The organism is Mycobacterium sp. pUA109, from assembly GCF_041287095.1.
Taxonomy (GTDB): Bacteria; Actinomycetota; Actinomycetes; order Mycobacteriales; family Mycobacteriaceae; genus Mycobacterium.
This window is the reverse complement of sequence record NZ_JBGGKS010000002.1, coordinates 227079-249403: the sequence shown is the minus strand read 5'-3', so window position 1 is coordinate 249403 and position 22325 is coordinate 227079. Positions and strand designations below refer to the sequence as shown.

Annotated in this window: 20 protein-coding genes; 14 read left to right on the top strand and 6 right to left on the bottom strand. The window is 69.2% G+C overall.

The genetic code is table 11. The features are described from left to right. Window positions 1-72: 72 nt before the first annotated feature. Window positions 73-1200, top strand: coding sequence for a glycosyltransferase family 4 protein (locus ACAG26_RS03365; RefSeq protein WP_370479314.1), 1128 nt, complete (start codon window positions 73-75; stop codon window positions 1198-1200). 14 nt (window positions 1201-1214) lie between these two features. On the opposite strand, the gene ACAG26_RS03360 is transcribed toward ACAG26_RS03365, so the two are convergent. The 6 genes from ACAG26_RS03360 to ACAG26_RS03335 are packed head-to-tail and all read right to left on the bottom strand — an operon-like array spanning window position 1215 to window position 8607. Continuing rightward, window positions 1215-2771: an MCE family protein gene (locus ACAG26_RS03360; RefSeq protein WP_370479312.1), complete on the bottom strand. Its 1557-nt coding sequence runs from the start codon at window positions 2769-2771 to the stop codon at window positions 1215-1217. Further along, the gene (locus tag ACAG26_RS03355; protein WP_370479310.1) at window positions 2771-3994 is read right to left on the bottom strand and encodes an MCE family protein; all 1224 of its coding nucleotides are present in this window, start codon (window positions 3992-3994) and stop codon (window positions 2771-2773) included. The genes ACAG26_RS03360 and ACAG26_RS03355 overlap by 1 nt, the downstream gene beginning before the upstream one ends. Next, the gene (locus ACAG26_RS03350) at window positions 3991-5334 is read right to left on the bottom strand and encodes an MCE family protein (protein ID WP_370479308.1); all 1344 of its coding nucleotides are present in this window, start codon (window positions 5332-5334) and stop codon (window positions 3991-3993) included. The genes ACAG26_RS03355 and ACAG26_RS03350 overlap by 4 nt, the downstream gene beginning before the upstream one ends. Continuing rightward, window positions 5331-6407, bottom strand: coding sequence for an MCE family protein (locus ACAG26_RS03345; RefSeq protein WP_370479306.1), 1077 nt, complete (start codon window positions 6405-6407; stop codon window positions 5331-5333). Before ACAG26_RS03345 ends, ACAG26_RS03350 begins: the two co-directional genes overlap by 4 nt. Then, a complete protein-coding gene (locus tag ACAG26_RS03340) occupies window positions 6392-7417 on the bottom strand; it encodes an MCE family protein (RefSeq protein ID WP_370479304.1) in 1026 nt (341 codons plus the stop codon). The genes ACAG26_RS03345 and ACAG26_RS03340 overlap by 16 nt, the downstream gene beginning before the upstream one ends. Further along, window positions 7414-8607: an MCE family protein gene (locus ACAG26_RS03335; RefSeq protein WP_370479302.1), complete on the bottom strand. Its 1194-nt coding sequence runs from the start codon at window positions 8605-8607 to the stop codon at window positions 7414-7416. The genes ACAG26_RS03340 and ACAG26_RS03335 overlap by 4 nt, the downstream gene beginning before the upstream one ends. Before the next feature lie 199 nt (window positions 8608-8806). Between ACAG26_RS03335 and ACAG26_RS03330 the strand changes: the two genes are divergently transcribed. From ACAG26_RS03330 to ACAG26_RS03270, 13 genes are all read left to right on the top strand, one after another. Beyond that, a complete protein-coding gene (locus tag ACAG26_RS03330) occupies window positions 8807-10408 on the top strand; it encodes an AMP-binding protein (RefSeq protein WP_370479300.1) in 1602 nt (533 codons plus the stop codon). Next, a complete protein-coding gene (locus tag ACAG26_RS03325) occupies window positions 10393-11229 on the top strand; it encodes a mycofactocin-coupled SDR family oxidoreductase (RefSeq protein WP_370479298.1) in 837 nt (278 codons plus the stop codon). Before ACAG26_RS03330 ends, ACAG26_RS03325 begins: the two co-directional genes overlap by 16 nt. A 10-nt stretch (window positions 11230-11239) precedes the next feature. Continuing rightward, window positions 11240-12301: a phosphotransferase family protein gene (locus ACAG26_RS03320; protein WP_370479296.1), complete on the top strand. Its 1062-nt coding sequence runs from the start codon at window positions 11240-11242 to the stop codon at window positions 12299-12301. Further along, window positions 12298-13518 carry a CaiB/BaiF CoA transferase family protein gene (locus ACAG26_RS03315; protein ID WP_370479294.1) on the top strand — a complete coding sequence of 407 codons (1221 nt, stop codon included), beginning with the start codon at window positions 12298-12300 and terminating at the stop codon, window positions 13516-13518. The genes ACAG26_RS03320 and ACAG26_RS03315 overlap by 4 nt, the downstream gene beginning before the upstream one ends. Then, a complete protein-coding gene (locus tag ACAG26_RS03310) occupies window positions 13515-13922 on the top strand; it encodes a Zn-ribbon domain-containing OB-fold protein (protein WP_370479292.1) in 408 nt (135 codons plus the stop codon). Before ACAG26_RS03315 ends, ACAG26_RS03310 begins: the two co-directional genes overlap by 4 nt. Then, window positions 13919-15115 carry a thiolase family protein gene (locus ACAG26_RS03305; RefSeq protein WP_370479290.1) on the top strand — a complete coding sequence of 399 codons (1197 nt, stop codon included), beginning with the start codon at window positions 13919-13921 and terminating at the stop codon, window positions 15113-15115. Before ACAG26_RS03310 ends, ACAG26_RS03305 begins: the two co-directional genes overlap by 4 nt. A 60-nt stretch (window positions 15116-15175) precedes the next feature. Next, a complete protein-coding gene (locus tag ACAG26_RS03300; RefSeq protein ID WP_370479288.1) occupies window positions 15176-16642 on the top strand; it encodes an aldehyde dehydrogenase family protein in 1467 nt (488 codons plus the stop codon). Then, window positions 16639-17838: an amidohydrolase family protein gene (locus ACAG26_RS03295; protein WP_370479286.1), complete on the top strand. Its 1200-nt coding sequence runs from the start codon at window positions 16639-16641 to the stop codon at window positions 17836-17838. The genes ACAG26_RS03300 and ACAG26_RS03295 overlap by 4 nt, the downstream gene beginning before the upstream one ends. Before the next feature lie 4 nt (window positions 17839-17842). Next, entirely contained in the window at window positions 17843-18625 is a 783-nt protein-coding gene (locus ACAG26_RS03290; RefSeq protein WP_370479284.1) for an SDR family NAD(P)-dependent oxidoreductase, read from the top strand. Then, complete coding sequence (locus tag ACAG26_RS03285; RefSeq protein ID WP_370479282.1) at window positions 18622-19872, top strand: cytochrome P450; 1251 nt, start codon at window positions 18622-18624, stop codon at window positions 19870-19872. Before ACAG26_RS03290 ends, ACAG26_RS03285 begins: the two co-directional genes overlap by 4 nt. An 18-nt stretch (window positions 19873-19890) precedes the next feature. Further along, complete coding sequence (locus ACAG26_RS03280) at window positions 19891-20325, top strand: nitroreductase family deazaflavin-dependent oxidoreductase (protein WP_370479280.1); 435 nt, start codon at window positions 19891-19893, stop codon at window positions 20323-20325. A gap of 59 nt (window positions 20326-20384) precedes the next feature. Continuing rightward, entirely contained in the window at window positions 20385-20987 is a 603-nt protein-coding gene (locus tag ACAG26_RS03275; protein WP_370479631.1) for a TetR/AcrR family transcriptional regulator, read from the top strand. A gap of 68 nt (window positions 20988-21055) precedes the next feature. Continuing rightward, window positions 21056-22324 (top strand): cytochrome P450, encoded by a 1269-nt coding sequence (locus ACAG26_RS03270; RefSeq protein ID WP_370479278.1) that lies wholly within the window; start codon window positions 21056-21058, stop codon window positions 22322-22324. Window position 22325: the final 1 nt, after the last annotated feature.

Below are 22325 nucleotides of genomic sequence, written 5' to 3'. Positions count from 1 at the left end.
TTTTGTGTCTGCTCGCGAGCTGTATGCCTGTCCGTAACCCTATCGACAGCCGGTGCTGGCAGCATCGGGGCCATGCGGGTGGCGATTGTCGCGGAGAGTTTCCTGCCCCACGTCAACGGCGTCTCCAACTCGGTGCTGCGGATCCTGGAGCATCTGCGCCGCACTGGCCACGAAGCCCTGGTCATCGCGCCCGACACCCCGCCCGGCCAGCCGCCGGCCGACCGGATCCACGACGGGATCCGGGTGCACCGGGCGCCGGCCCGGCTGTTCCCGAAGGTGACGTCGCTGCCGCTGGGCATCCCGCTGCCCCGGCTGCTGCGGGTGCTGCGCGGCTTCCAGCCCGACGTGGTGCATCTGGCGTCCCCGGCGCTGCTCGGCTACGGCGGGGTGCTGGCCGCCCGCCGGCTTGCGGTGCCCACGGTCGCGGTCTTCCAAACCGACATCGCCGGTTTCGCGTCCAGCTACGGCGTCGGGGGATTGTCCCGCGCGGCCTGGGCGTGGACCCGACACCTGCACTCCCGCGCCGACCGCACCCTGGCGCCGTCCACCGCGGCGATGGAGGCCCTTGCCGCCCACGAGGTTCCGCGGGTACACCACTGGCCCCGCGGGGTGGACGTCACCACCTTCGCGCCGTCGGCGCGCGACGAGGCGCTGCGGGCGCAGTGGTCGCCGCACGGTAAGCCGATCGTCGGGTTCGTCGGCCGGCTGGCGCCGGAAAAACACGTCGAACGGTTGGCGGTGCTGTCCCGGGACGACGCGGTGCAGCTCGTCGTGGTCGGCGACGGCGTCGACCGCGCCAAACTGCAATCCACCTTGCCCACCGCGGTGTTCACCGGCGCTTTGTATGGCGCCGAGCTGGCGGCGGCGTACGCCAGCATGGACGTCTTCGTGCATCCCGGCGAGCACGAGACGTTTTGTCAGGCCGTGCAGGAAGCGCTGGCGTCGGGGCTGCCGGTCATCGCCCCCGACGCCGGCGGCCCCCGCGACCTGGTCACGCCGCAACGTACCGGCCTGCTGCTGGGCGTTGACGAGTTCGAGGATCGGCTGCCCGTGGCGGTGCAGCACCTCATCGACAGCCGGGCCCGGTATGCGCGGGCCGCCCGGCGCAGCGTGCTGGGCCGGTCCTGGTCGGCGATCTGCGACCAGCTGCTCGAGCACTACCACGCGGTGCGCGGCGACCGCGCCGCGCTGGCGGCGTAGGCGCGCCGCAGAAATCAGTGCGGCAGCAGGTCGGTCCACGTCTTCGCCGACGCGGTCGGGACCAGGCTGGACTGCTGGTACACCAACCCGTCGGGGGCGACGTAGCGCCCGGTCCGCGGGTCGTACTTGGTGACGGCCACCGACGGCCCGGCCGGCCCGCCGGTGAACGCCGACGGCGCCGCGGGGTCCGGTGGTCCCGGATCGGCTGGCGCTGGCTCGGGTGGCGCCGGCGCGGGTGGCGCCTCGGCCGGCCCGGGCCCCGGCGGGGGAGGGGTGCCCTCGGTGGGGCCGTAGATGTTGTCGTTGAACGTCACCCGGTCATCGGGCGGAACACCCTGCGCGATGAGGTTGGGGTCAAACGGGTAGGGGCCCAGCGCGTGTTCGCGCATCGCTAGCGGCACGTACGGCCGGTCGCTGTTGCAGATCTCCACGGTCGGCGCGCGCTTGCCGGGGTGCCCCATGCACGGATAGTTGCGCGCGCCCCGCACCGCGATCGGCGAATCCTGCGGCAGTTTGCAATACAGATCATCGGGGGTGTCGACCACGTCGGTTTCGGCCGGTGATCGCCACGCCGACGGCGGCAGGAAGCCCACCGTGCACGCCGGCGGGTCGGCGATGCTCAACGCGAACCCGCCGACCGCGTGACCGGTGGCGTTGTTGCCGGCGCCGTAGGAACCGGTGGCGGCCACATACGGGGGCAGCAGGAGCAGCAGCTGCTCCAGCGACGGGTGGTAGGTGACGCCGATCTGGCCGACGGTCGTCAGGTTGGCCAACAGCACCGGTAGCGTGGGTTTGACCTGGACCAGCAGCCGCGAAACCTCCTCGGTGAAACCCGGGCCGGTGTGCAGCACGGCCCGGAACGGCCGATCGTCGTGCACCATCTGGTCGGTCACGCCGGCCAGGCTGCGCGCCCACGCCCGCACCTGGTCGGTGGTCTGGGCCTGCGCGTCGAGGAACGGCCCGGTGTCGTCGATCAGCGTTTTGGTGTGCCCGGACGCGGCGTTGGCGCTGTCGGCCACCCGGGAGGCCGAGTCCAGCAGCGAGCTCAGGTCATCGCCGGCCCCGTTGAACGCGTTAAACGACTCGTCGAGCAGCGTGCTCAGCTGGTCCTGCGGGATGGTTTTCAGCAGTGCGCTCAGCTGGTCGAGCACCGGGCCGATCTGTTGCGGCACCGTCGTATTGGCGCGGGCGATGATCGCACCGTCCCGCAGGAACGGCGGCCCGTCACCGCGCGGGATGAGGTTGACGTACTGCTCGCCGACCGCGGACATGCTGTGCACCTCGGCCCGCACGTCGGCCGGGATGTGCGGGGTGGCGTGCAGCGACAGCACCGCCCGCGCGCCGTCCCGGGTGGGCCGTACCGAGGTCACCTGCCCGACCTGCACCCCGCGGTAGGTGACGTTGCTGAACCGGTACAGCCCGCCGGTGCCGGGCAGTTCCACGGTGACGGTGACCCGGCCGATGCCGAACCAGGTCGGCACCTGCAGATAGTTGATCACCATCGCCGCGATCCCGCAGAGCGAGGCCACCGTGAAGAGCGCCAATTGGATGCGCACCAGCCGCGTCAGCATCAGCGCGGCCCCGGCTCGCTGGGATACGGGCCCGCGAACAGGGCGCCGGTCGGGGCGGCGGGCGGTGGGCCCGGCGGTGGCGCGATGGGCAGCACCGGCCCGGCCACCGGCGGCGGCGCCACCGGTGCCGCGGGCGCACCCACGGGTTCGTAGCTGTAGTTCAGGTACCAGGGATCACCGGGTGCGGGCACCATTTCGGCGTTCGGATCGCCCCACCGGGTGCCCAGAAACATCGACCGCTTCAGCCGGGGCACGGTCAAATCGGCGATGGCGAACACGTTGAAGTAGTCGCCGCGCAGCGCCCGGTCCAGGAAATTCTGCGTGAACGGGAAGGTCGGCACGTAGGCCAGCACGGTGTCCAGGCCGGGGCCCACGTCGGCCAGCGCCTGCAGCGTCGGCGCCAGGTTCCCCAGGTTGGTGACCAGGTCGTCGCCGGCGTCGATGACGAGCCGGGTGGTGGTGTCGCTGAACACCCGCAGCTTGTCTAAGGCGGTGGTGATGGCCGGCCGTTCCCGCAGCAGCACGTCGATGGCCGGCGGAATCTTGGCCAGCGCCTCGGTGATGGTGTCGCGTTGCGCGCTGAACGTGGCGGCCAGCCGGTTCATCGCCGTAATCGCCGCCACCAGCCGGTCGCGCTGCTCGTCGACCGTGGCGACGAATCGGTCCACCCGGGTGAGGAATTCGCGGATCTGCGGGGCCCGCCCCGACAGCGCCGCGGCCGAGCTGTGCACGATGTCGCCGACCTGTCCCAGCCCGCCAGCGTTGACCACCATCGACAGCGCCGACAGCGTCTGTTCGGTGGTCGGGTACGTCGACGACCGGTTGAGCCCGATCGTCGCTCCGGGCGCCAGCCGGCCCGCCGGCCGCTGACCGACGGGCGGGTCGAGCGCCAAATGCATCGAACCCAGCAGGCTGGTCTGCCCGATCGAGGCCACCGCGTTGCCCGGTACCGCGACGTTGGGCAGCACCGAGACGTCGACCACCGCGTGCCAGTTCTTCACCCCGATCTTGGCGACGCTGCCGACGAACACGTTGTTGATCATTACCGGCGAATTCGACTCCAGGATCGCGACATTGGCGATCTCCACATGGTAGATGTCGGCACCCGCCCCGCGGCCGACCGCGCCGGGCAGCGGCAGCGAGTTCACCCCCTGGAACGCGCAGGCGCTACCGGTCACCGCGATGACGCCGCCGATCGCGGCGACCCGGCGCAGCGACCTCATGACGGCGGGCCCGGCTCGGGTGGGGTGCTGGGCAGCAGCAGCTCGGGCAGACTCGACGGCCCCGGCCGCAGCAACTCGGACAGGCTCGGCCCCGGCGGCACGTCATTGTTCAACCCGGTGTAGGCCGAGACCGCCGGCGGAATCTCCGGTGCCGCCGGGCCCGGACCCGCACCGTCGGGCGCCAGATTCGGTTCGGCGTAACGGATTTTGTCCGGCGGCGCCACCCGCTGCAGAAACGGATTGGTGGGGAACGGCAGATAGTTGACGTTGAGCAGCCGCAGTGCGGGCCCGAGGTATTGGGCGCACAGTTTGGCGGTTTCGGGGGCGGTGGTGTTCTCCACGGCGCCGATCGCGCCGCAGATGAACTGCACCGGGTTGGAGATGTCGATCAGGAAGGTGCCGATGGCGCCCGGCACCACCGGGTTGTAGATGTTGTAGCCGTTGGAGAACGCGGTCGGCGCCCCGTGCAGAATATTTTCGACGTCCAGCCGATGGTCGACCAGCACCTGGGTGACGTTGGTCAGCCGCTGGATCTGCTCGGTGGTCTTGTCACGGGTACCGGCGATGAACCGTTGCACCTCACCGGTGGTGACCGACAGTTCGTTGAGCATCGCGTCCAGATCCGAGCGGCTGTCGTTGATGACGCTGCTGAACGTGGCGAGCCGGTCCTGGAATTCGACGATCTGCTCGGTGCTGGACCGCAGCGTGGTGACGAACGTTTGCAGGTTCTTGATGGTGCCGACGATGTCTTGGTTTTTGTCGGCCAGGATCCGGCCCACCCCGGACAGTTGCCGCAGCGTCTCGCGCAGCTTGGCGCCGTTGCCGTCCATGGCGTCGGCGGCGCTGTCGATGAAGTGGCTGACCGAGGTGGACGAATCCTCGTTCACCCGCCCCAAGTCGGTGGCCAGCCGGGCGAGCTGGCTTTTGACCTCGTCCCATTCCACCGGCACCGCGGTGCGGTCGCGGGGGATGACCGCCCCGTCCGCCAAGGTGGCGGTGGGGTGGCTGGACTCGTAGGCCGGGGCGAGTTGGACATACCGCGCGGCGACCAGATTCTGCTCGACGATGATCGCCTTGGCGTCCGCGCGCACCGGCACCGACCGGTTGACCTGCAAGGTGAGCTTGACCTGGGCGGCCTGCGGTTCGATGCCGGTGATGGTGCCGACCTTCACGCCGGCGACCCGGACCTCGTCGCCGGGATAAATCCCGGTGGCGCTGGTGAAGTAGGCGGTGAGGGTGGTGGGGTGCAGCACCGCGCCGCGCACCACCGCGGCCCCGGTGCCCGCCAGCGTGAGCAGGGCCGCGGCGGCGACGATCCGCAGCCGTCGGGTGGCGGTCATCGGGAACCCCCGGGAATGCCGTTGCGAAACGGTGGGAACAGGGCGCGCGGCGCATCGGGGTCGCCAGCCCTAAACCCGAACGCATAATCCAGGAACGGCTGCAGCGCTTCCGGGATCGCCAAATTCGGTACATAGGCGCTGTAGTAGAAGCCGTTGGACACCGTCTCACCGGAGGTGATCTGGAACTTCTTCAGCCCGGGCAGCGCTTTGGCGAGGTTGTCGCGGTTCTTTTCCAGCATGGCGGCGATCGCGTTCAACCGGTCCAGGGTCGGCGCCAGTTTGGCTTCGTTGTCGGCGACCAGCCCCGACAGTTCCCGCGCCACGGCGGTGGTGTTGGCCAGCAGTTCGCTGATGGCTTGGCGCCGCTGCACCAGCACCGCGAGCAGGTCGTTGCCGTCCAGGAGCAGCGCGTTGACCTGTTGGCTGCGCTCGGACAAGACGGCGGTCACGTCGGCGGCGTTGCTGAACAGATCGGCGAGCGTGTCGCTTCGGGTGTTCAGCGACCGCGAGAGCCGGGTCAGCCCGTCGAACGTCGGCCCCAGCTGGGGCGCCACCTGATCCAGCGTCGCGGCCAGGGTGTCCAGCGACTGGTTGAGCGACGCGGTGTCGGTGCCTCCGATATGGGTGGTCAGGTCGGTGACGGCCTCGTTGAGCGAATACGGCGACGACGTCTGCGACACCGGAATGGTGGCCGAGGCCCGCAATCGCTGCGTCCCCGCGGATTGCAGGACCAGGATCCGTGCCCCCAGCAGCGAGCCGGTGCGGATGTGCGCGGTGGTGCGATTGCCCAACCGCACCGTGCCGGTTACCACGAACGACACCCGCGCCTTGCCGTCGTCCAGCGCGACGTCGGCGACGTGGCCGACCTTGATACCGGCGACCATGACGTCGTTGCCGGCCGCGATGCCGCCGGCTTCGGTGAACAGCGCCTGGTAGCGCAGCGTCGTCGCCCACGCCGTCAGCTGCTCGGGATGCAGCCCGACCGCGACGACCAACAGCAGCAGGACCACACCGATGAACCCGGACTTGAACAGATTGGCGTTGCGGTATTTGAGCATCAGGGCTCCGCGCACCTTCCGGTTTCCTGTTTGAACCATGGGAAGACCACGGTGCGGCCTTGCAGGTCGCTGGCCCGCACCGAGACCCCGCACAGGTAGTAGTTGACGAAGCTGCCGTAGGCGCCGGTGCGGGCCAGCTTGCGGAAGTTGTCCGGGGCGCGCTGCAGCGACGCGTCGATGAGGCCCTTGTCCTGGTCGATCAGCGGGCCGAGGCGATTCAACTGGTCCACCGCGGCGGCGAGCGCCGGCCGGCCGTTGCCGAGAAGCTCTGCCACCGAGGCGGTTCCGTTGCTCAACGACTCGATGGCGGCGCCGATCATGTCGCGCTCGCTGGACAGCTCGCCGACCAGCCGGGTGAAGCGATCCAGGGCGCCGGAAAACTTCTCGCCGTCCTTGCCCAGCGTCGCGAGCACCGTGTTGAGGTTGTCGATGACCTGCTCGATGACGTCGTTGTGGTCGGCCAGCGTGCTGGAAAACGACGACGTTTTCGACAGCAGCGACCCGATGGTGTCGCTTTGGCCCTGAAAGATCTGCAGCAGCGCCGAGGTCAGCGCGTTGACGTCCTGCGGATCCAGGCCGCGGATCACCGGGCGCAACCCGCCTAGCAGCAGATCCAGGTCCAGCGCCGGCCGGGTCCGTGCCACCGGGATCTGCGCCCCGCGGGACAGCACCTGGGTCGAGCCCGGCCCGTCGGCGAGCTCCAGGTAGCGGTCCCCGACCAGGTTGAGGTATTTCACCGCGACGGTGGTGCCGGTGGTGAGCACCACCTCGCGGTCGGCGTCGAAGTGCACCAGGGCGGTGTTGTCGTCGCGCAGCACGACGCGGTCGACCGTGCCCACCCGCACGCCCGCGACCCGCACCGAGTCGCCGGCCCGCAGGCCGGACGCGTCGGCGAACACCGCCGAATATCCCGCCGTAGGTCCGCTGCGGAAACCCTCGAACACCAAGAACAGCAGGATCGTTGCGGTCAGCATCACCGCCGCGAACGCACCGAACTTGACCGCCACCGGCGCCGTGCGGGTCATCCGGGTTGCCCGATCTGGGCGGAGTTGCGGGGCGGTCCGTCGATCGGCCCGAACAGGAACTGTTTGAGGGCATCGGAGTTCAGGACGATCGCGTCGTTGCCGTACGCCCACGGGTTGGCGCCCACATCGGAGACCAGGAACGGGGGGAAAGTGCCCTTGGGGACCGGCAATTCACCCTCGCATTGCGGGCCGCCCTTGGCCGCGACCTTCGGCAGGTTCTGCGGGTAGCGGTAGCGTTCCATGCCCAGGCTGAGCCCGGCCAGCACCACCAGGCCGGGCAGCGTTTCCGGCGGTTGGGTGGCCAACGGCGTCATCGCCTTCAGGCCGCAGGTCAGTGCGGGATGGTACGCGTTGGTCAGCTCGGTGGTCGGCACCAGCAGGTGCAGGGCGTCGGTCAGCGCCTGCCGGTTGGTGCCCACCACGTCCTGGCCGACCTCAGCCATGCCGATGGTGCCGAGCAAAAACGCGTCCAGGCGGGATTCCTCGGCGACGAGCGTGGTGCTGATGCGGCTGGTATTGGCCACGGTGGCAAGCAGATCCGGCGCCGCGTCGGCGTAGGCGTCGAGCACCGGCGTGCTGGTCTCGATGTCGTGGCCCAGCTGCGGCAGGCTGGGCTCCAGGGTCGCCAACAGGGAGTTCAGGTCGGTCAACGTCGTCCCGAACTTCTCCGCGCGACCGGTGAAGGCCGCGGACAGCGCGCCCAGGGTTTCGTTGAGTTTGGCCGGGTCGACCCGGGCCAGCACCGCGTTGAGCTGACCGAAGATCGTGTTGACCTCCACCGTCACATGCTCGGCGGTCAGCACCTGCCCGGCGGCCAGGTTGATCGCCGAAGGTTGTGGCGGCGAGACGAACTCGACCGACTTGGCGCCGAATACCGTGTTCGATCCGATGCCGACGGTCACGTTGGCCGGGATGAGCCGCAACTGGGCGGGTTCGATCGCTAGGTGCAGGGCCACCGCGCCGTCGTCGGTGTCGTCGATCGCGGCGACCGTCCCGATTTGCGCGCCGTTGAGTTTGACCTTGGCGCCCGGGTTCATCAGCAGGCCGGCGCGCCCGGACAGCACCGTCAGCGGCACGGTGTCGGTGAAGTGGCCGCGAAACTGGGCGATGGCGAGCGCGACGATTACGACGATCGCCACCAGGGTGGCGACGCCGGCCAGCGGGCTCCGGTAACGGGGTCCGCCGGTCACCGGGACGGGTCTCCGGTGCCGGGCGCCGGGCAACTGGCCAAAACCACCCCTGACTGTGATGCAACTCTCATACTTGTCTGGACGCGAAGGCTACATCCGAAATTAAAGAATCACAAGATGTTATAAACAAGAATTAGGTTCTATCTTTAGCTGCACAGTTATTGACGCACCCGACCGGTTGAGAGGTGATCCGGGAACCATGCGCGCCATCCCCGCCCCGCTGCGGCGGCACTACGAAGACATGGGCTGGTGGACCTCGGAGTCGCTGGGGGCGCTGCTGGCGCGCGGGCTTGCCGCCCGCCCGGACACCGCGATCCGGGTGCACTCCACGGTCCGGCCGTACACCGGGACGTTCGCCGAGGTGGAATTGCTGGCCCGCCGGCTGGCCGCGGGGCTGTCCGCGCGGGGCGTTCGGGCCGGCGACGTGGTGGCGTTCCAGCTGCCGAACTGGGTGGAGGCCGCGGCCACCTTCTGGGCGTCGGCGTTTCTCGGGGCGGTGGTGGTGCCAGTGGTGCACTTCTACGGGCCCCGGGAACTGGGTTTCATCCTGCGCCACGCCGTGCCGCGGGTGTTCATCACCGCGCAGCAGTTCGGCCGGCACCGCTATGATCCCGCGCTCGCAGCCGAGGTGCCGGTCGTCGGGGTGGTCGGCGGCGGGCCGGGCACCGAGTTCGTGGAGCTGCTCGCGGACCCACCGATGCCGGGCACGTTGGACGTCGACCCGGCCGGCCCGGCGCTGATCGCGTTCACCTCGGGAACCACCACCGCACCCAAGGGCGTCATCCACTCGCACCAGACCCTGGTATGTGAAACCCGCCAACTGGCCGCCAATTACCCGCCCGACCGGGGGCGTCAGCTGACCGCGCTGCCGGTGGGACATTTCATCGGCATGCTCGGTGCGTTTTTGATCCCCGTCCTCGACGGCACGCCGATCGACCTGTGCGATGTATGGGATCCCGGGCTGGTGATCGCGCTGATGGACAGCGACGGCGTCGGCATCGGCGGCGGACCGCCCTACTTTGTGACCAGCCTGCTCGACCATCCCGCGTTCCGCGACGCGCACCTGCGCTACCTCACCCACATCGGTCTGGGCGGCTCGGCGGTGCCCGCGGCGGTGACCACCCGGCTGGCCGGTCTCAGGATCAGCGTCACCCGCTCCTACGGCAGCACCGAGCATCCGTCGATCACCGGCTGCGCGCACGCCGACCCGGAGCCCAAACGGCTGTTGACCGACGGCAGGCCGCGGCCCGGCGTCGAGGTCCGGCTGGCCGCGGACGGCGAAATACTCAGCCGCGGACCGGATCTGTGCCTGGGCTACACCGACGCCGCGCTGACGCGGCGCGCCTTCGACGACGACGGCTGGTATCACACCGGCGATATCGGGGTCCTCGACGCGGACGGCTACCTCACCATCACCGACCGCAAATCCGACCTGATCATTCGCGGCGGCGAGAACATCAGCGCCCTGGAGGTCGAGGAGGTGCTGCTGGGTGTGCCCGCGGTGGCCGAAGCCGTCGTGGTGAGCGTGCCGGATCCGCGGCTGGGGGAGCGGGTCGCCGCGGTGCTGCGGATCCGGCACGGCCACTCGATGCCGGGGCTCGACGAGATCCGGGCGCATTTCGCGGACGCCGGGGTGGCACGCCAGAAGTGGCCCGAGCAGCTGCACCAGGTGGACGACTATCCCCGCACTGCCAGCGGAAAGGTGCAGAAGTACCTGGTGCGGCAGTCGATTACGGAATCGCTGGTGGCATCGGCCCCCAGCACCCACGAGGAAAAGGGGTCGCCATGGCTGGTCGGGTAGCGGGCAAGGTCGCGCTGGTGACGGGGGCGGCGCGCGGCCAGGGCCGCAGTCACGCGGTTCGGCTGGCCGCCGAAGGCGCCGACATCATCGCCGTCGACATCTGCAAACCCATCGACGACGTGCCCGAACCGTCCTCCACCCCAGCAGATCTCGCCCACACCGCGGAGCTGGTGAAGAATCTGGGCCGGCGAATCGTGACCGCCGAGGTCGACGTCCGCGACTACGACGCCCTGTCGGCCGCGGTTGACGGCGGCGTCGAGCAGCTGGGCGGGCTGGATGTGGTGGTGGCCAACGCCGGCGTCGGAACCCCCGGCGCCATGCTCGACGAGATGGACGAAAAGCGGTGGCAGGACATGCTCGACATCAACCTGAGCGGGGTGTGGAAAACCGTCAAGGCGGGCGCCGGTCATCTCAAAGCCGGCGGGCGCGGCGGGTCGGTGATCCTGACCAGTTCGGTCGGCGGGCTGAAAGCCTATCCGCACGTCGGTCATTACGTGGCGGCCAAACACGGAGTGGTCGGGGTCATGCGCAGTTTCGCCGTCGAGCTCGGGCAGCATTCGATCCGGGTGAACTCGGTGCATCCCACCCACGTCAACACGCCGATGCTGATGAACGAATCCACCTATCGGTCGTTTCGCCCCGACCTGGACAACCCGGGACCCGACGACCTGCGCCCGATCTGCTCGATGTTTCACATTCTGCCGATCCCGTGGGTGGAAGCGGTCGACATCAGCAATGCGGTGCTGTTCTTGGCCTCCGACGAGTCGCGCTACCTCACCGGGGTCACCCTGCCCATCGACGGCGGCAGCGGCCTGAAATGACGGTGCCCGCATGCAGTTGAGACAGGATCCCGCACCAGCTGTCCCGGACAGTCTCGCCGAGGCGCTGTCACCGCAGTGGCTGACGGCGGCGCTGGGCGTCGAGGTGCGCAACGTGGTGCCCGGCCCGGTGGTCGACCGGATCTCCACGAACGCGCGCTTCACCATCGAGTGCGACGAGCCGCTGCCCGCCGGGTTGTCGACCCGATTGTGCGTGAAGGGCTATTTCAACGAGATCGGCAGGGCGGCACGATTTGTCGGCGAACCGGAAGCGTACTTCTATCGCGACCTGGCACCGGCCGTCGGGGTACGCACCCTGCAGCCGGTTTACGCCGACGTCGATCCCGAGACCCGGCACGGCGTGGTGGTCAGCGTGGACGTCGCCGCGCACGGGGGCCGGTTCCTCGACGGCACCAGCCCGTTCACCGCCGATCAGGCCGCGGACAGCCTGGGGGAGCTGGCCGCGCTGCACGCCGCGACCTGGTGTGCACCGCATTGGTCGACAGCGTCGTGGCTCGCGCCCCGGATGGGCCGGGTATTCCAATCGTGGGGACTGCCGCGCACGATGTCGATTATCGCAAGCAACCTGCACGGCCCCAACGGATCCGGGCTGCCCCGCGAGCTGCGCGACGCGGATCGGCTCGTCGACGCCTACCGCGCCATGATCGCCGGCAACGAACCGGGCCCGTGGTGTGTGATTCACGGCGACGCGCACGTGGGCAATCTGTTCGTGGACGCGTCCGGCCGACCCGGCCTGCTCGATTGGCAACTGGTCCAACGCGGCGGGTGGTCGATCGACGTCGGCTACCACCTGGCCTCCGCCTTGACCGTGAAGGACCGCCGCAGCGCCGAACGGGACCTGCTGCAGCACTATCTGGACCGCGTGCGTGCCTGCGGCGTCGAACCACCCGACTCCGACAGCGCCTGGTGCAGCCTGCGGTGCGGGATCCTGCACGGCCTATTCCTGTGGTCCATCACCACCCAGGTCGATCCGGCCATCATCGAGGTTCTGCTGCATCGACTGGGCACGGCGGCCGCCGACCACTCGGCGCTGGAACTGGGGATACCGCGATGACGTCCACAGCGCCGGGCCCCTTCGACGGGCTGCGGGTCGTCGAGTTGGCGCAGTGGGTGTTCGTGCCGGTCGCCGGGGCGCTGCTGGCCGACGGGGGCGCCGACGTGATCCGCGTCGAGCGCCTCGACGGCGACCCCTACCGCGGGCTGGCCACCCAAGGCATCGGCACCGACAGCGGCGGCGTGAATCTGTCGATGGCGCTGGCCAATCGGGGCAAACGCTCGGTGGCGCTGGACCTCCGACACCCCGACGGGCTCGCGGTGCTGCACCAGCTGCTGGCGACCGCCGATGTGTTCCTCACCAGCCTGCGCCCCGGCGCGCTGGAACGGCTGGGCTTGCACGCCGACGCGCTGCAGGAACGCTATCCGCGACTGATCTACGCCCGTGGCCACGGCTTCGGGATCCGCGGCCCCGACGCCGACCAACCCGGCTACGACAGTTCGGCGTTCTGGGCGCGCGGCGGTGTCGGGCACGTGCTGACCCCGACCGAACGGGACTATCCGATCAGCCAGCGCGGCGCCATGGGCGACCGCAACGGCGCGATGGCGTTGGCGTTCGGCATCGCCTCGGCGTTGCTGCGGCGGCACCGCACCGAGCGGGGGTCGACCGTCGATGTGTCGCTGCTGGGCACCGCCATGTGGACGCTGTCCTCGGATATGTTGGCGGCCCTCAACGGCGGCGACGTGGCCCCGGTCCGCGGGCGCGGACCGCAGGTCAACCCGCTCACCGGCAGCTACCGCACCCGCGACGGCCGCCACATCCAACTGATGTTCCTGCAGGGCGACCGGTATTGGCCGCAGTTCTGCGCGCTGATCGGCCGCGACGACCTCGCCGCCGACCCCCGCTTCCGCGATCTGGCGGCGCGGCGCGCCCACAGCGCCGCCTGCGTGGCCGAACTCGACGCCGTGTTCGCCGCGCACACGCTGCCCGAGTGGAGGCAGATCCTGGCCGACCTCGACGCGCCGTGGGCGCCGCTGCAATCGGTGGCCGAGGTGACGACCGATCCGCAGGTGCTCGCCAACGACTACATCGGCACCGTCACCCTCGACGACGGCGAGCACTACCGGCTGCCGAACGTGCCGGTCCAACTCGACGAACGTCCCGCCGAGCTGCGGCGCGCCCCCGAACACGGCGAGCACACCGAATCGGTGCTGGAAGAACTCGGCTACGACTGGGAGGAGATCGGCGGGCTCGCCGAGGCGGGGGTCATCCCGTGACGCGGCCGCTGCCGGTCCCCGACGACACCTCGGCACCGTACTGGGCGGCGGCCGCCCAGCACCAGTTGACGATCGCCCGCTGCGCGCGCTGCGCTATGTTCACCGTGCCGCCCGAGGTGGTGTGCCCGCACTGCGGCACCACCGACCCCGATTTCACCTTCACCGCGGTCGGCGGGCGCGGCGTGGTGCGGTCCTGGACGGTGGTGCGCCAGTCGTTTCTGCCCGGATTCGATGTGCCGTTCGTGCTCGTCGACGTGGAACTGGCCGACCAAGCCGAGCTGCGGCTCATCGGCCGGCTGCTCGACGGCGTCGGCGCCGGCCTGCGCGTCGGGGCACCGGTGTGCGCCCGGTTCGAGGACCTCGCCCCGGGTGTCGCGGTGCCGGCGTTCGAGCTGCAGCGATGAGTTTCGCGGCCCGCAACCAGGTCGCCGTCGTCGGCTACGCGCACAGCCCGGTGCGGAGGTGCGCGGGAAAGCCGTTGGGCGCGTTGGCGGTCGACACCGCCCGGGCCGCCATCGGCGATGCCGGGCTGACCGTCGCGCAGGTCGACGGGTTCGTGGGCGCTAGCCTGCTGCCCAGCGCGCGCGGCCACCCAGCCGAGGACGGCGTCAGCGTGGTGTCCGCGGCCTGGCTCGCCCGGCACCTCGGCGCCGAGCCCCGCTACGTCGCCGGGTTCGACGGCATCGGCCAGCTCACCGGGTCGGTGGCGATCGCCGTCAACGCGGTCGCCAGCGGTGCCGCCGACTACGTCGTCGTGCACCGCGCGCTGCACAACCCCGGCGGCCGCTATCACGCCAACCCGCTGCGCCAGGCCGGCGGGCCGCTGCAGTGGACCGCGCCCCAGGGCTTTTTCGGGCCGCTGGCCGCGATCGCCTTGCCCTACACCGAATATTTGCAGCGGTTCGGCGCCCGGCGCGAATCCATGGCCGCGGTGGTGATCGAAGCCCGCAAGAACGGGGCGCGGATCCCGTGGTCGTATTGGCACGATCGCCCGCTGGCCGTCGACGAATACCTCGCGGCGCCACCACTGTTCGACCCGGTGTGCAAATTCGATTGCGACCTGCCCGTCGACGGCGTGGCGGCGTTCGTGTTCACCCGCGCCGACCGGGCGCGCGATCTGCCGCATCCGCCGGTGTACGTCGCCGGCTACGCCACCGGCGCCCCGCCGCGGCGGCGGCTGCCGCTGCACTGGCCGCTGGACGACATCCTCGACGGCGGGGCGGCCTTGGCCCGCCAACTGGGCGCGCACGCCGGCATCGGCATCGCCGAGGTTGACCTGCCCCAGGTGTACGACGGCTTTGCGCCGTTGGTGTGGTTCTGGCTGGAAGCACTGGGGTTGTGCCCGGTCGGTGAAGCGCATCGGTTCGTCGCGGCCGGCGGTATCGACAGCGACCGTGCCGCGGCGATACCGGCCCTGTCCGGGGGCGGGGCCCTGGGAAACGGGCGCATGCACGGCGTCCCACAGATGCTCGAGTGCTATCTGCAGTTGTCGCGGCGCGCGGGCGACCGGCAGCGCCGCGACGCCACCGTCGGGCTGGCGTGCCATTCCTCGCCGCACTACGGCGGTGCGGTGCTGTACGCCGCTCAGCCGTATTGAGAGTTGTGGTATTGGTAAAACGAGAATATAGTTCTACTTCGAACAGCGGTTAGGAGTCCGGTGAAGGTTCTCTTGGAGCAGCGCAGCTACGTCGCCGGTCGCTGGATCAGCGGCGAGAAGGCGGTGGCGGTCGAGAACCCGGCTGACGAAACCCCGGTCGCCGAAATCACTGCCACCCCGATCGGCGAGGTCGAGCGGGCCATCGCCGAAGCGCGCCGCAGCTTCGACGAGGGAACGTGGGCCGACGGGTCCGCCGCCGACCGGGCCCGGGTGCTCGGCGCCTTCCTCGACTACATCCACAGCCGCCGCGACGAACTCGTCGCCACCCTGGTCGCCGAGGCCGGGCAGCCGGTCCGCTTCGCCGAGCTCACGCAGCTGCAGGCGGGCCTGGCGATGGCCCGCCAGACGATCGACCTGTACCAGTCCCTGCCGCACGAGCAACCCAGCCCGGTGCCGGCCGACGACCTGGTCCGCGGCCGGGTCGCGCTGTCCATCCGGCGCCACGAACCCGTCGGTGTCGTCACCGCGATCACCCCGTACAACGCCGCGCTGATCATGGGACTGCAGAAACTGATTCCCGCGCTGATGGCCGGCAACTCGGTGATCCTGCGGCCCAGCCCGCTCGCCCCGATCTCGTCGCTGGTGTTCGGTGCCGCCGCCGACGCCGCCGGCCTGCCGCCGGGAGTGCTCAGCGTGGTCGTCGAATCCGGCACGGCCGCAGCCGAACTGCTCACCAGCCACCCGGCCGTCGATATGGTGTCGTTCACCGGGTCCACGCTGGCGGGCCGCAAGATCCTCGAGCAGGCCGCCCCCACCATCAAGCGGGTGTCGCTGGAACTCGGCGGCAAATCAGCCCAGATCTATCTGCCCGATGCGGTGCACAAGGCCGCGGCGGGCGCACTGGCCGTGGTGGCCAGTACGGCTGGGCAGGCCTGCGTGGCCGCCACCCGGATGCTGGTGCCGCACGACCGCAAGGGCGACGTGCTCGACGCGGTGAGCGCGGCCTACCGGTCGCTGACGGTCGGGGCGCCGACCGCCGCGGGGGTGAACATGGGCCCGGTGATCAGTGCGGCGCAACGCGAAAAATGCGAGCACTTCGTCAAACTCGCCGAAGCCCACGGCGGCGCGGTGTGCACCGGCGGGCGCCGGCCAGCCGGTCTGGACCGCGGCTACTACTTCGAACCCACCGTGCTGGACCTGCCCGCCAATGACAATCCCGCCGCCCAGGAGGAGATCTTCGGGCCGGTGATCGGGGTGTTGGGCTACCGGGACGTCGACGAGGCGGTGGCGATCGCCAACGACAGCCGCTACGGGCTGTCCGGGCAGGTGTACGGCGCCGACGTCGCCGCCGCCCTCGGCGTCGCTCGGCGGCTCCGCACCGGCGCCGTCAACGTCAACACCACCGTGTTCAGCGCGTATGCGCCCAGCGGTGGCTACAAACAAAGCGGCCTCGGCCGCGAACGGGGTCCCGACGGGATCCGCGAATTTCAGGAGGTCAAACACATGTCGATTGGGGAGCTGAAATGACGCCGAGCCTCGACTGGCTGGTATCGGTCGACGATCACATTCTGGAGCCGCCGAATCTGTGGGTGGACCGCGTCCCGGCCAAAGACCGCGACCGCGCCCCGCACATGGAGCAGGACGACACCGGCATGGACTTCTGGGTCTATGACGGAAAGCGCATGCCCAGCAGCGGATTGAGCGCGGTCGCCGGCAAATCTAAAGAGGAGTTCAGCCCGGAGCCGTTGCCGTACCGGGAGATGCGGCCGGGCTGCTATGACCCGCTGGCCCGCGTCGAGGACATGAACCGGGCGGGCATCTTGGCCTCGTTGTCGTTCCCGACCGTGACCCGGTTCTGCGGGCAGCTGTTCATGGAGGCCAGCGACCGCGAATTCGGCTTCACCTGCCTGCAGGCCTACAACGACTGGCATATCGAGGAGTGGGCGGGTGCGGCGCCGGGCCGTTTCATCCCGCTCATCTTGATCCCGATGTGGGATCCGGCGTTGGCCGCCAAGGAGATGGAACGCTGTGCAGCCAAGGGGGCCACCGCGTTTTGCTTCTCGGAGAACCCGGAGCCGCTCGGCTTGCCGACCATCCATGACAAGGACCGGTACTGGGACCCGGTGATGGCCGCCGCCAACGACCTGGAGATGGTGGTCAGCATGCACGTCGGCTCCTCGTCGACGGTGCCGCGCATCTCCAACGACTCGCCGTTCATGGCGAATTTGACCTGGGGGGCGATCCGCACCTCCGGCGCCATGCTGACCTGGTTGTTCAGCAGCATGTTCCAGCGCTTCCCGAAACTGAAGATCGCGTTGTCGGAGGGCGAGATCGGGTGGATGCCCTACTTTTTGGAGCGCGCCGAGCAGGTGCTGGACAAACAGCGGTACTGGGTGCAGCGCGGCGCCAAGTTCATGGGCCACGCCGGCACCGACGCTGACCTGGACACCCTGAACATCCGCGAGGTGTTCCGCGAGCACATCTTCGGCTGCTTCATCGACGACACGCACGGTGTCGCCAGCATCGACGAGATCGGCGAGGACAACATCATGTGCGAAACCGACTATCCGCATTCGGATTCGACGTGGCCCAACTGCATCACGGTGGTCAAGGAGTGCATCAAGGACTTGACGCCGGACCAGCAGTACAAGATCCTGCGCGGTAACGCCGAACGCCTGTACCGATTCACCCCGGCCGAGCCGCCGGTGTTGGCGAGCGCGTGACCCGATGCCCGTTCTGAGCGGTAAGTCCGCGATCATCACCGGTGCCGGTTCCGGGGTGGGCCGGGCGTCGGCGCTGCGGTTCGCCGCGGAGGGCGCCGCGGTGGTCTGCGCCGACATCGACGTCGAGCACGCCAAAGACACCGCGAGCCAGATCGAGGCGGCAGGGGGCACCGCTACCGCGATTGGTACCGACGTCGCCAACGAGCAACAAGTCCGCGAGATGATCACCGCAGCGGTCGACCATTACGGTCGGCTGGACGTCCTGTTCAACAACGTCGGTGTCCCCACCCCGCGGTTGGGTGCGCTGCTCGAGGACCACTCCCTCGAAGAATTCAACCGGCTAGTGGCGGTCAATCTCGGCGGAATCTTCCTGGGCTGCAAGTACGCGGTGCTGCGGTTCAAAGAGCAAGGCACGGGCGGGGTGATCCTCAACACCGGCTCGGTGGCCGGGTTGGTGGCCTGGGGCGGCTCGGTCTACGGCGCCACCAAAGGCGGTGTGCTGCAACTCACCCGGGCGGTGGCCATCGAGGCGGCGCCGTTCGGGATCCGGGTCAACGCGATCTGCCCGGCCGCCATGCCGCTGACCGGCTTCATGGCCGCCGGTGGTCTCCAGGTCGACGAGGCTCAGCGCGACGCGATCGCCGCGAAGGTCGGTGCCCAACACCCGCTGGGCCGCGCCATCACCGCTGAGGACTGCGCGGAGGCCGCCCTGTACCTGGTGTCGGACGCCGCCGCCAATGTCACCGGCGTGGCGCTGCCGGTCGACGGGGGGTATGTGGCCCGATGACCGCCTCGACGTTGCACCGTGCCCGGCTGCGGGAACTGTTCGACCTGCGCAGCTCCTACAACGTGTTCAGCGGCGGGGGATACGAGGACGATCCCTACCCGGTATGGCATCGGCTGCGCGAACAGGGCCCGGTGCTGCCCGGCACCCTGCACGAGCTGACCGGGTGCACCGACTCGATGTATTTTCACGGGCTGCCCTACCCGGACCGGCCGCACTTCACCCTGTTCAGCTACGACACCTGCTTTACCGCCTACCGCAACCCGGAGGTGTTCGCCTCCTCACCCGAACCCGTCGACCTCGACAACGGCCCGCTGGGTTTGACCAACAGCATGCTGTCGATGGGCGGGGAGCAGCACAAACGCTACCGGGGCCTGGTCCAGCCGTCGTTTTTGCCGGTCAAGGCGCAATGGTGGATCCAGAACTGGATTGCCGACACGGTGCAGCTGCTCATCGACGGGTTCATCGCCGACGGGCGGGCCGAACTCAATGTCGACTTCTGCGCCGCGATCCCGGTGTTGACGATCACCGGCAGTTTCGGGGTCCCCGTCGAGCAGGCCTTGGAGATTCGCGCCGCGCTCAGCAGCGATCCGGGCAAGGTGATCGACCTGGTCCGCCCCATCATCGAGGCCCGGCGGCGACAGCGGCAAGACGATCTGATCAGTGTGCTGGTGGGCGCCGAACTGACCGACGACGCTGGTGTCACCCACCGGCTGTCCGATCGCGAAATCCACTCGTTCGTGCTGCTGTTGCTGGGCGCGGGATCGGGCACTACCTGGAAGCAGATGGGTACCACGCTGACCGCACTGTTGCAGCGCCCCGAGCTGTTGGCGACGATCCGGGCCGACCGGGCGCTGCTGCGGCCGGCGATCGACGAGGCGCTGCGCTGGATGCCCACCGATCCGATGTTCTCCCGCTGGGTGATATCCGACACCGAAATCGCCGGGGTCGACATACCGGCCGGGTCGGTGGTGCACATGAATATCGGTGCGGCAAACCGCGACCCGGCCCGCTGGGAGCGGCCCGACGACTACGACATCTTCCGGCCCCTGAAACCCTCGCTGGGTTTCGGCCAGGGTGCCCATATCTGTCTGGGCATGCACGTCGCCCGTGCCGAGATGAGCGTCGGGATCAGTGCGTTGCTGGACCGCTTGCCGAATCTGCGGCTTGACCCCGCAGCCGAGCCACCGCGGTTCGTGGGTATGTACGAACGCGGCGCCACCGCGATACCGGTGTTGTTCGACACATGAGGAGGAGGCAGAACGACGATGGCCGAACTCGACTACAAACCACCCGATCTCGCCCTGGTGGGCGCCGAGCATGTGCGGGCCTACCAGCGAACCGGTGGGCAGACCGGCTACCTGTGGAACGGGGTGCCGACACTGCTGCTCAGCGTGACCGGACGGCGCAGCGGGGCGACACACACCTCGGCGCTGATCTTCGGTCGCGACGGCGCCGACTACCTGGTGGTGGCGTCGATGGGCGGCGCGCCGCGCCATCCGTCGTGGTATGTGAACCTGCAGGCCAATCCGCAGGCAACCATCCAGGTCAAAGACGTGCGGACCCCGGTGACAGCCCGGTCGGCCACCGCCGCGGAAAAACCCCGGTTATGGAAGATCATGACGGAGCTGTGGCCGAACTACGACGTCTACCAGTCGCGCACCGACCGGGAAATCCCCGTCGTCGTCCTGGCGCCGACATGACAGACGCTAGTATTTCTCCGGTGTCGTGGGTAGAGCGGGCCGTCGAGCGGTCGGCGGCCGTGCAACGGTCCCGGATGCGCATCGCCGAACAGGTGCGGGTCATGCTCGACGCCGCCCGCCGGCTCATCGCCGCCAAGGGCGACGAATTCACCACCCAGGAACTGGTGGCCGAAGCCGGTGTCGCGTTGCAGACCTTCTACCGCTACTTCGCCAGCAAGGACGAACTGCTGCTGGCGGTCATCGGCGACGCGATGACCGATGCCTGCGAGCGCTGGGCCCAGGCCGGCGCCGAGCTGGATGATCCGCTGGCCCGGTTGCGGCTCTACATCACCTCCACCCTGGAACGGTTGAACAGTAGCGACGCGGCCACCGCACGGTTCATCGTCTCGACCCACTGGCGGCTGCACCGCCATTTTCCCAAGGAACTCGCCGAGGCCGAGAAGCCGTTCGTCGACCTGCTGCGCACCGAGGTCGACGCCGCGGTGAAAGCGGGGTTGCTGAAACCCGCTGGCTCCGAGTGGGACTCGTGGTTCCTGGCGGAACTGGCCCGGTCGGTGTACCACTACTACGCCTTCGCCGCGCAAAGCGACACCGACATGGACCTGGTGAAAGAACAGCTGTGGCGCTTTTGCCTGACCGCCCTCGGCGGCAGCCCGAACTGATCTCCGCCCCGGGATAACCCCCGGCGAGCGGTACCCCCCTCTTCGGCACCTACCGAAAGGTGTTTTCCGTGACCGATTTTGATTCCCGGGACTTCTTCACCGACCCGTCGTTCGTGCCCGACCCGCAGCCCTACTTCGACCATCTGCGGTCGAAGGGGCCGGTGGTGCGCGAACCCCATCACGGGGTGATCGCGGTGACCGGATACGACGAGACGCTGGAGGTGTACAAGGACGCCGACACCTACTCCAACTGCGTCGCGCTGGGCGGACCGTTCCCGCCGTTGCCGTTCGAACCCGTCGGCGACGACATCGACGCGCTGATCGGCCAGCACCGCCACAAGATGCCGGCCCATGAGCACATGGTGACGATGGACCCGCCGCAGCACACCCGGGCCCGGTCGCTGCTCAGCCGGCTGCTCACGCCGGCCAGGTTGAAGGAGAACCAGGAGTTCCTGTGGCGGCTGGCCGACGCCCAGCTCGACGAATTCGTCGCCGACGGCGCCTGCGAATTCCTCACCGCCTACAGCAAGCCGTACTCGCTGTTGGCGATCGCCGACCTGCTCGGCGTGCCGGAAGCCGACCACCGGGAGTTTCGGGCGGCCCTGGCGAATCCGCACACCGCCGGCAACCTCGACCACGACCCGGCCGCCACCAACCCGCTGCAATTCCTGGACGACAAGTTCAGCGCCTACATCGAAGACCGCCGCAGCCGCCCCCGTGACGACGTGCTCACCGATCTGGCGTTGGCGAAGTACCCGGACGGGTCGACCCCACCGGTGACCGACGTGGTGCGCACGGCCACGTTCCTGTTCGGTGCGGGGCAGGAGACGACGGCCAAGCTGCTCGGTTTCGCGCTGCGGATCCTGTGCGATCAGCCCGAGCTGCAGCACGCCCTGCGCCGCGATCCCAGCCTGATCCCGGCCTTCCTCGAGGAGACGCTGCGGCTGGAGAGCCCGGTGAAGGCCGACTTTCGGCTGGTCCGCAAGACCACCAGCCTGGGCGGCGTCGACCTGCCGGCCGGCACCGTGGTGATGGTGACACCCGGCGCGGCCAACCGCGATCCGGACAAGTTCGGCTGCCCCCACGAATTCCAGTTGTACCGCAAGAACGTTCGCGAACATGTGGCGTTTGCCCGCGGCGTCCACTCGTGTCCGGGTGCCCCGCTGGCCCGGGTGGAGGGTCGGGTGTCGCTGGAACGGATCCTGAAACGGATGACCGACATCACCGCCGAGGAAGCCCACCACGGCCCGCCGGGGGACCGCAGCTACCGCTACGAACCCACCTACATCCTGCGTGGGCTCACCGACCTGCATCTGCGGTTCACCCCGGCGGGTTGAC

Coding starts and splice junctions, on each gene's coding strand:
- ACAG26_RS03365 (WP_370479314.1), top strand. CDS start 73: ATGCGGGTGGCGATTGTCGCGGAGAGTTTCCTGCCCCACGTCAACGGC.
- ACAG26_RS03360 (WP_370479312.1), bottom strand. CDS start 2,771: ATGCTGACGCGGCTGGTGCGCATCCAATTGGCGCTCTTCACGGTGGCC.
- ACAG26_RS03355 (WP_370479310.1), bottom strand. CDS start 3,994: ATGAGGTCGCTGCGCCGGGTCGCCGCGATCGGCGGCGTCATCGCGGTG.
- ACAG26_RS03350 (WP_370479308.1), bottom strand. CDS start 5,334: ATGACCGCCACCCGACGGCTGCGGATCGTCGCCGCCGCGGCCCTGCTC.
- ACAG26_RS03340 (WP_370479304.1), bottom strand. CDS start 7,417: ATGACCCGCACGGCGCCGGTGGCGGTCAAGTTCGGTGCGTTCGCGGCG.
- ACAG26_RS03330 (WP_370479300.1), top strand. CDS start 8,807: ATGCGCGCCATCCCCGCCCCGCTGCGGCGGCACTACGAAGACATGGGC.
- ACAG26_RS03325 (WP_370479298.1), top strand. CDS start 10,393: ATGGCTGGTCGGGTAGCGGGCAAGGTCGCGCTGGTGACGGGGGCGGCG.
- ACAG26_RS03320 (WP_370479296.1), top strand. CDS start 11,240: ATGCAGTTGAGACAGGATCCCGCACCAGCTGTCCCGGACAGTCTCGCC.
- ACAG26_RS03315 (WP_370479294.1), top strand. CDS start 12,298: ATGACGTCCACAGCGCCGGGCCCCTTCGACGGGCTGCGGGTCGTCGAG.
- ACAG26_RS03305 (WP_370479290.1), top strand. CDS start 13,919: ATGAGTTTCGCGGCCCGCAACCAGGTCGCCGTCGTCGGCTACGCGCAC.
- ACAG26_RS03295 (WP_370479286.1), top strand. CDS start 16,639: ATGACGCCGAGCCTCGACTGGCTGGTATCGGTCGACGATCACATTCTG.
- ACAG26_RS03290 (WP_370479284.1), top strand. CDS start 17,843: ATGCCCGTTCTGAGCGGTAAGTCCGCGATCATCACCGGTGCCGGTTCC.
- ACAG26_RS03285 (WP_370479282.1), top strand. CDS start 18,622: ATGACCGCCTCGACGTTGCACCGTGCCCGGCTGCGGGAACTGTTCGAC.
- ACAG26_RS03280 (WP_370479280.1), top strand. CDS start 19,891: ATGGCCGAACTCGACTACAAACCACCCGATCTCGCCCTGGTGGGCGCC.